Annotated in this window: 1 pseudogene; it reads right to left on the reverse strand. The window is 32.2% G+C overall.

The annotated features are described in order from the left end of the window. Positions 1–251 (reverse strand): annotated as a pseudogene (locus C2M25_RS22030) (integron integrase); the annotation flags it as partial. Positions 252–466: the final 215 nt, after the last annotated feature.

A 466-nucleotide genomic window follows, 5' to 3' on the forward strand; every position in this document is an offset into this window, starting at 1 on the left:
TTTAATGCTTTTTTAATCGCTTTTCTAACACATGTAGGGTGGAAATGGTGGCGACGTATCTCGCCAGTTTCTGGGTCATCACTTAATTTGTAGGAAGGAAATAAGTATTGCCACGCTAGTGATTTATTAGCTGAGGGATATTTACGAGTTAAAGCGTTATGCATCCACACACCTGCGTATCGCTCGTTTTGTAAATCTAATCTTAAATATTCTTCAACTTGCAAAATTTGATTTCTAAGTAATGGGATCAACTCCGTTGCAAGAGTAACTATACGTCATCAAATAATGATGAGAATACTAAAGTAGATACCGATTAATCATTGCTGATTAACTGGCATATTTTTTACTTTTGAAAACTCTTTATAAATAACAATGTTATCTATAAGAATTTTAATATCAGCTTTCCAAATTTTTAAAGAGCATATTAATTAGTTAAACCAAACGGTTTAGCTAACTAACAATCATC

Origin of the sequence: Pseudoalteromonas sp. T1lg21, from assembly GCF_002964625.1 — a bacterium.
Lineage (GTDB): Bacteria > Pseudomonadota > Gammaproteobacteria > Enterobacterales > Alteromonadaceae > Pseudoalteromonas > Pseudoalteromonas gelatinilytica.